The sequence below is a fragment of the Trebonia sp. genome (assembly GCF_030042015.1).
Taxonomy (GTDB): domain Bacteria; phylum Actinomycetota; class Actinomycetes; order Streptosporangiales; family Streptosporangiaceae; genus Trebonia.
The window spans coordinates 1-5874 of the sequence record NZ_JASIAL010000176.1 but is presented as its reverse complement, the minus strand read 5'-3'; the positions used below and the strand labels follow the sequence as shown (position 1 = coordinate 5874).

The 5874-nt window shown below is 66.1% G+C and carries 5 protein-coding genes; 2 read left to right on the top strand and 3 right to left on the bottom strand.

The window, feature by feature from the left end:
• Window positions 1-765, top strand: a 765-nt coding sequence (locus Q1N79_RS09120) for an Ig-like domain-containing protein (protein ID WP_300606771.1), incomplete at its 5' end; no start/stop codon positions are given.
• A gap of 556 nt (window positions 766-1321) precedes the next feature.
• On the opposite strand, the gene Q1N79_RS09115 is transcribed toward Q1N79_RS09120, so the two are convergent.
• On the bottom strand, window positions 1322-2590 hold the full coding sequence (locus tag Q1N79_RS09115; protein ID WP_300606768.1) for an Ig-like domain-containing protein: 1269 nt from the start codon (window positions 2588-2590) through the stop codon (window positions 1322-1324).
• Between the two features lie 359 nt (window positions 2591-2949).
• Window positions 2950-3144, bottom strand: coding sequence for a hypothetical protein (locus Q1N79_RS09110; RefSeq protein ID WP_300606765.1), 195 nt, complete (start codon window positions 3142-3144; stop codon window positions 2950-2952).
• A 738-nt stretch (window positions 3145-3882) separates the two neighbouring features.
• Between Q1N79_RS09110 and Q1N79_RS09105 the strand changes: the two genes are divergently transcribed.
• Window positions 3883-5277, top strand: coding sequence for an Ig-like domain-containing protein (locus tag Q1N79_RS09105; RefSeq protein WP_300606762.1), 1395 nt, complete (start codon window positions 3883-3885; stop codon window positions 5275-5277).
• Between the two features lie 345 nt (window positions 5278-5622).
• On the opposite strand, the gene Q1N79_RS09100 is transcribed toward Q1N79_RS09105, so the two are convergent.
• The coding region (locus Q1N79_RS09100) for a hypothetical protein (protein ID WP_300606759.1) at window positions 5623-5874 on the bottom strand (252 nt) is incomplete at its 5' end.

The window sequence follows — 5874 nt, the reverse complement described above, 5'->3', positions numbered from 1 at the left end:
GGTGGGGACACCGTGGCCTTCACGGCTAATGGCGTTGCGATTCCAGGCTGCGGTGCCGTGGCGCTCCTGTGGAATGACACTACCGACGAGAACTACGTGCAGTGCTCCTACACGCCGCCGGTGGCTGGCACGGACGCGATCGTGGCCGTCTTCTCCGGTGACGAGTACGCGGCGACGTCCACCGGAACGGAAACGCTTACGGCTAAGGCGCCGGTGTCCGCGACCACGACGACGATGGCGGGTGTGTCCGGTTACGTTGGCAGCGCAATAAAGCTGACTGCGAACGTCGCGGGCGGCGCGACCCCGACCGGAACGGTCAAGTTCATCTACGGCGGCAAGACGCTGTGCTCGGCGAGCTTGTCGGACGGCGCCGCGCACTGCACGCACGTGTTCGGCGGCGTCGGCTCGTTCAAGGTCGAGGCCGTTTACGGGGGCGACGCCACGCACACTGGCTCCGACGCGGCCCTGGCGACGGTGAAGGTGACGGCGCAGCCCACCTCGGTCAAGGTCACCGCGTCCGCGGCTTCGGTGGGCAAGGCCGTGAAGCTCACGGCGACCGTGAAGTCACTGACGGCGGCGACCGGCACCGTCACCTTCTACGTCAACGGGCATAAGCTTTGCTCCGCGAAGGTGTCTGGCGGTAAGGCATCGTGCAGCTACACCTGGCACGCGGCGGGCACTTACAAGGTGACCGCCGTCTACGGCGGCAACTCGACGCACCTGGCCTCGAAGGGAACCGCCTGGGTGACCGTGGCTGCGCACTGAGCTGCTGACTAGCTGGGCCGGCCCTTAGCCGAACCGTTGATGTCCGTGCCGCCGATCGGGGCGGCACGGACATCAACATTTATACCGAGGGGGCGAAGGCGCGCAGAGAGTTATGTCCTGTGGCTGTCCCCGAAGACGCAGGCGCCGCTGCTGGGTTATCTGCGCCGACTGGGCGAGGTGCCGCTGCTGCCGACTCCGGGGGCATGGTCCTAGAGATCACCAAGGAGATCAGCGCGGTGGGTCGGACGCGGCGTCGCCGAAGCCCTTACTGTCGCCGGGCGTAATCCAGCTCGGCTTCCCGGCACCGTGAAACTGCCGAGCCACCAGACCTGATCGCCGGGCGAGCAGAAGAGAATCTGGGGTGCTCTTAACTTAGTTCTTGGTCCAGGCGACGTGGAGCTGGTCGACGAGCGCCACGATTTTGGGGGTTATCTGGTAGTCAACGTCGGGATTAACGAACTTTCTTCCTAACGAACCGTGGCTTCGCCCCTCGGTACAAATGCTGACGTCCGTGCCGCCCCGATGGGCGGCACGGACGTCAATGATCCGGGCCGGCTCAGCTCTTCACGGTCACCGAGACGGTTCCCTTCGAGCCCAGGTGCGTCGAGTTGCCGCCGTAGACGGCGGTCACCTTGTAAGTGCCTGCCGCGTGCCAGGTGTAGCTGCACGATGCCTTGCCGCCAGACACCTTCGCGGAGCAAAGCTTGCGCCCGCCGACGTAGAACGTGACGCTGCCGGTGGCCGGCGACGACGACTTTACGACCGCTGTGAGCTTCACGGCCTTGCCCGTGCTGGTGGAAGCCGGGGACGCGGTGACCTTGACGGAGGTGGGCAGCGCCTTCACCTTCACCGTCGCCAGGCCCTCGGAGGCAGTGTGCGTGGCGTCGCCCTCGTAAGCGGCCTCGACCTTGAACGAGCCGACGCGGCCGAACGCGTACGCGCAGCGCGCGGCGCCGTCCGACAGGCTCGCCGAGCACAGCGTCTTGCCGCCCCAGACGAAGTTGACCGTCCCGGTCGGGGTCGAGCCGCCCTTGACCTTGGCGGCCAGTGTTATTTCGCTGCCAACGTAACCGGACACACCCGCCATCGTCGTCGTGGTCGCGACCGCGTTAACCGTGAGCGTTGCCGTTCCGGTGGATGTGGCTGCGTACTCGTCACCAGCGAAGACGGCCGTCACGGCGTACGTGCCAGCCGGCAGCGTTACGTCGCAGTCCGCGTAGTTGGTGGGGTCACCGAGCCCCTCGAGCGCAACGTTCGTGCAAGCTGCGGAACCGTTGGCACCCGTGATCGTGAAGTCCACCGTGTCCGCCGGCGCCGGCCCATCAAATATCTCACTGTAGCCAGCGAGAACGTCGACGTTCACCGTCGCGACCAGTTCCACCTGCTTATCCGCCGTTGCCTTGTCAGTCCCGTCGGCCGTCGCGACGGTCGTGATCGTCGGCTCAAGGTTGATGATCTTGACCTCGGTGCCAGCCGTGTTCGACGCGGCGTTCTCGTCATCTCCGCTGTAGTACGCCTCAACCTCGATGAAGCCATAGCCGAGACCCGTGAAAGTGCAGGATCCAGTGCTGTAAGCCAGGCCCTCCCCGTTCGGGGTCGCCGCCGCCGCCAGCGTCGCGGGCGCCTCGCATTGGTAAACCGTGCCTGCGGGCAGCCCGGGGTTGTACGCGCCCACGGTGGTCACATTGACAGTCCCGGTCGGCGCCGGGCCTTCAGGAGTGTCGTCCACTACCTCTACGTTCACGGTCGCGTTCGCGCCTTCCGGCTCCGTGATCGGGAACGGGTTCGTGACGATCGTGGTGGTCGGGTTCAACGTGGCCGCCATCGCGCTCATAGCCGGCGCCGTCGGCGCCGCCAGCGCCGCGGCCCCGGCAACCACCGCAGAGGCAATCCCGACAAGCCCCGCCCGTGCGGCACCGCGGCGCGCTGCCTTCCCCGCCGCCCATGGCCAGCTGAAATTCATGCCTGTGTTGCCTCCTCGCACGTCACCCGAAACCGGGTGGATTGTGGCGATCAGCGGCCATATCACGCTGTCGTTCTCATTAGGACGCGAAGGATGGCAATTTGGATCACAGGAAGCAGAGAGAATCGTTCTTCCGCACCGGGTCCTGCTCGAATCGGTCTCGGCGGGTTGTCGTCGGGCCCGGCGACGCCGTGATCACCGGGCGGTTGCCCGTCGCGGGGTTAGCTCTTGCTGCTCCGCAATGCCACGCGATAGTGGCTGATGATGCCGGCGATGGTACCGACGGCGACTACTGCGTAGAACGTCACGAGCCACCACTCGCGATAGCCGTGCAGAACGATCAGGGGGCCCCAGACGAGGGCAGCCAGGATGACCGCTATGTACGCATTGAGGATGATGGTTCCGGTGGTTCTCACGATGACTCCTTCAGAACTGTGATGCCCATGACGCGTAGGTTGCGACTCGGAGCCGATGAAGCCGCCGTACAACTGCGTGTGCTGCCGCTATGACGAGACTAGCGCGGGAGGGAGTACCGCGCCCATCGGGTGATCGTTCACGACATCGCCGAGTGCGTGATCCATGCCGCGTGCCTCGTCCATCAGTCGCCCAACCGGACCCGTCAGTGAGTACCGCGTCCCAGCAGACGGCGCGGGCCTGTCGGTCGACCCGCTGCACGGCTGCCCAAGTTCATCACGGTGAGCCGCGATGCCGCACGCATGCTGCACACGGGCCGATCACAAGTGCTCTGAGCTGCGAATGTCTCAGTGCCATTTTTGGCGGCAGGTGAGCGTTCGAATCCGCTCACCGGCTCCATCACGTCACGACGACGTCACCGACGGTGCGCTTGCCTCGCGCGGTCGCACATGATAGCGCTAGTGATCCTGATATATGGGAACTATCGCTACTTGCCATCTAATCAGCCTCACGTGTAATCCGGATCGTCCTCCTTCACGTCGTATTGAGGACGACAGAGTGGTATGGCGGCTAATCACCGCTCCTACGCATCCACCCGCTTCCGGGTGTCATCAGGAGGAGGCCACACAGGCATGAACTTCAGCTGGCCGCATAAGGCGGCAGGCAACGCGGCGCGGGGACGCGCCACACGAGTACGGGCCGTCGCGATCACGGCGGTGGCGGCTGCGGCGGCTGCGGGAGTGGCAGTACCGGCAATCGCGGCGACTGCGAACGCACACGCGCCTGCGACGGCGAAGCACCTGGCCGCGCCTGCCGCAGCGAAGCACCTGGCCGCGCCTGCGACGGCGAAGCACCTGGCCGCGCCTGCCACGGCGAAGCATTCGACCACGACGACGATGTCGGCCGTGACCGGTTACGTCGACGTCAAGCTGACGCTGGCCGCTCAGGTGAAGGGCGGCTCGACCCCGAAGGGGTGGGTCGAGTTCATCTACGGCGGGAAGGCGCTGTGCTCAGGGGCCCTGTCCGGCGGCAAGGCGCATTGCGCGCACGCGTTCGCCTCGGCCGGCTCTTTCCGGGCCGAGGCCTACTACGAGGGCAACTCCACGCACAAGCCCTCGTCGGCTAAGGCTACGGTGCAGGTGCTGCCGCTCGGGCGCACCGTTACCACCGTTACCGCGACCCCGGCCGACCCCTACCCGGGCCAGGCCGTGACGCTCAGCGCAACCGTGACGTCCTCGTCGGCGGCAACAGGCAAGGTCACCTTCTCCGACGGCGCGGGCACCCTGTGCTCCGATGCGCTGGCCGACGGGAAGGCGTCCTGCTCGTACACCTGGGATGCAGCAGGGGCGGACGGCGCCGTGGCGGATTACACCGTGACTGGCAAGTACAGCGGCGACGCGAAGCACCTGGGCTCGAGTGGCACGGCCGCTGTGGCCGTGACGCCGGTCGCGACCACCACGGCGATCACCAACCCGGACCCGTTCACGCAGGCGTCCGGGGTTCCGTGGGACGTCGATGTGACCGTGACTGACAACACTGCCGGCGACCCGGCGCCGACCGGGACTGTCGAGGTGTACTCCCTGGCACAGCCCGGCCTCACCCCGCCGCTGCCGGCCGACGTGTACACCTGCACCTTCGACCTGACCGCAACGGATGACGGCTCCGGTTCCTGCCCCATCACGACTCCGGCTGGCGCCTACGGTTTCGTCGAGTTCGAGGCTGTCTTCAACGCGGACTACGCGAATCCGCAGTTCGGCACGTCGACGTCGACAGGTGAGCACAAGCTGATCAACCCTATACCGACGACCACGACCGTCGCGCCTGACACGGGAACCGAAGGTTCCCCGGTGGTTTTGGTCGCGACGGTTACCCCAGAGGACGGCGGCGACCTGCTGTCTGCCTACAGCGACATACCGGACGTGGTGAACTTCACGATCACGGAAGGCGACACCACGGTCGAGACTTGCCCTGGCGTGGCAATCACCTACGCGGCGGAGACTGGCAACACCGCGGACTGCTCATTCACGCCCACGGCGACTGGCACGTACACCGTCACGGCCGTCTTCCCTGGTGATGAGTACGCGGCAACGTCCACCGGAACGGAAACTCTCACGGTCACGGATGGTGACGGCTGACTGAGCCGTTGACGGTCATGCCGTCCAATTGGACGGCATGACCGTCAACGCGGCCGATGCCACAGTCGAACATGTGAGCTGGCTGGCGCCGGTCCTTCTCGCGAAGGCGGCGCCAGCCAGCTGTCGTTTGGCGGGCGACCGGTTTCCCGTGTGCTGCTGGCGCGGCGGGCAGCGCAGGGCGGTGCAGGGCGGTGCCGGCGTCGGATGCTGCGGCATCTCATGCCGGCCGGGGCGTAGCCAGCCCGGCTCTCTTGATGCCCGCGAGGAAATGAGCCGGTCGCCGTGTCCAGGCGCGAATGCCGCTTAGCCAAAGATGACAGTGATGCGGTGGCGGGGACGGAGTTGCTATAGCGCCACAGCCCGGACCCTGGTCGTGCCGATTATTGCGAAGACTTCTTTATCGAGTAGAGATTTTGCACCCGCAGGGGCAATTGGCACGTTCTTACGTGCCGGGTCTGCGGTGTCGTGGTCGGTGCGGGGGTCGTCGAGCAGGGCCTGGATGATGCCGGGGGTCTGGTCGGTGATGGTGGCGGTGATGGTGGCCTGGCGGGGTTCGGCGCGGTAGAGGGCGTGGACCTGGAACGCGGCGTAGATGTG